This window comes from Microvirga sp. P4_G7 (assembly GCF_056401005.1).
In genome coordinates this window covers 1-897 of the sequence record NZ_JBFUKD010001033.1, presented here as the reverse complement: position 1 = coordinate 897, position 897 = coordinate 1, and the positions used below count along the sequence as shown (strand labels likewise).

Sequence of the window (897 nt, the reverse complement as noted above, 5' to 3'; positions counted from 1 at the left end):
ATGCGGAAGTCGTCCAACTGGAGCCGAGCAATCGTCATGTTCTTGACGCTCAACGTGCTCTCTGCGTCGGCCGCGATAACARCATCGCTTCCTACCTGCATTGCCGACTTCAGTAGATCTTGAACGTCACGGAATTTCGAGTTGCGAAGTTCGATGACATCCTTTCTTTCGTCAAAGAATGAGACGACGTCGTGACCGAACGAGCCCTCAAAGACGAACGTGTCTCTCTGGGCGCTTCCAGTAAAGCTCTCATCTTTAGAGGTACTCGTTTGCGTGCGGGTTTGGTCGGTCGACCCAATCGAGTTCGACGTCGGGGTATCTGACCCGGAATGTGCAAGAGCGACGTCACCGACAATGCCCTTGGCGCCATTAGCCCACGTGAAGCGGCTCGTACCGGTTACGATCGATCCATCGGAGACCGCACGATCTACCTCCGTCACAGCTAGATCAATACTCTTGATTCCCCATTCGGCCAGTGATCGAAGTTCGCCWTCATTCGTAACGCCATTCTGGTCGATATCCTGCCAGATCCGAAATTCGCTCCATCGCGCATCCCTGGCGTCAAAAACCTCATCGTGGTTTGTATCGAAGGCCTTCTTCAAAGCCTCAAGATCAGATGACGAATACGGTGCCCATTCCGTGAAGGCTATTTCCTTCCTCTGGTCGATCACGCCGTCGCCGCCGAGATCGATTACCAAGAAGCCATCGTTGGGCCCAATCCAGCCAGACTTGTCGGCTATTCCGTCACCGGTCCAATCGAAAGCAACGCCAGTCTCGTCCCCGGAGCGCAGATCGATGCCCGAACCATCAAGGTCAATCGCGATAGGCGCGACGACCACCCCCTTTGTGCCGTCGTCCTTAATATACCACTGCTTGATCAAATTGCCCCATTTGTCC

At 54.3% G+C, this 897-nt stretch carries 1 pseudogene; it reads right to left on the bottom strand.

Annotated elements, in window-relative coordinates:
- A pseudogene (locus AC1DT3_RS22810) lies at positions 1-897 on the bottom strand (hypothetical protein); the annotation flags it as partial.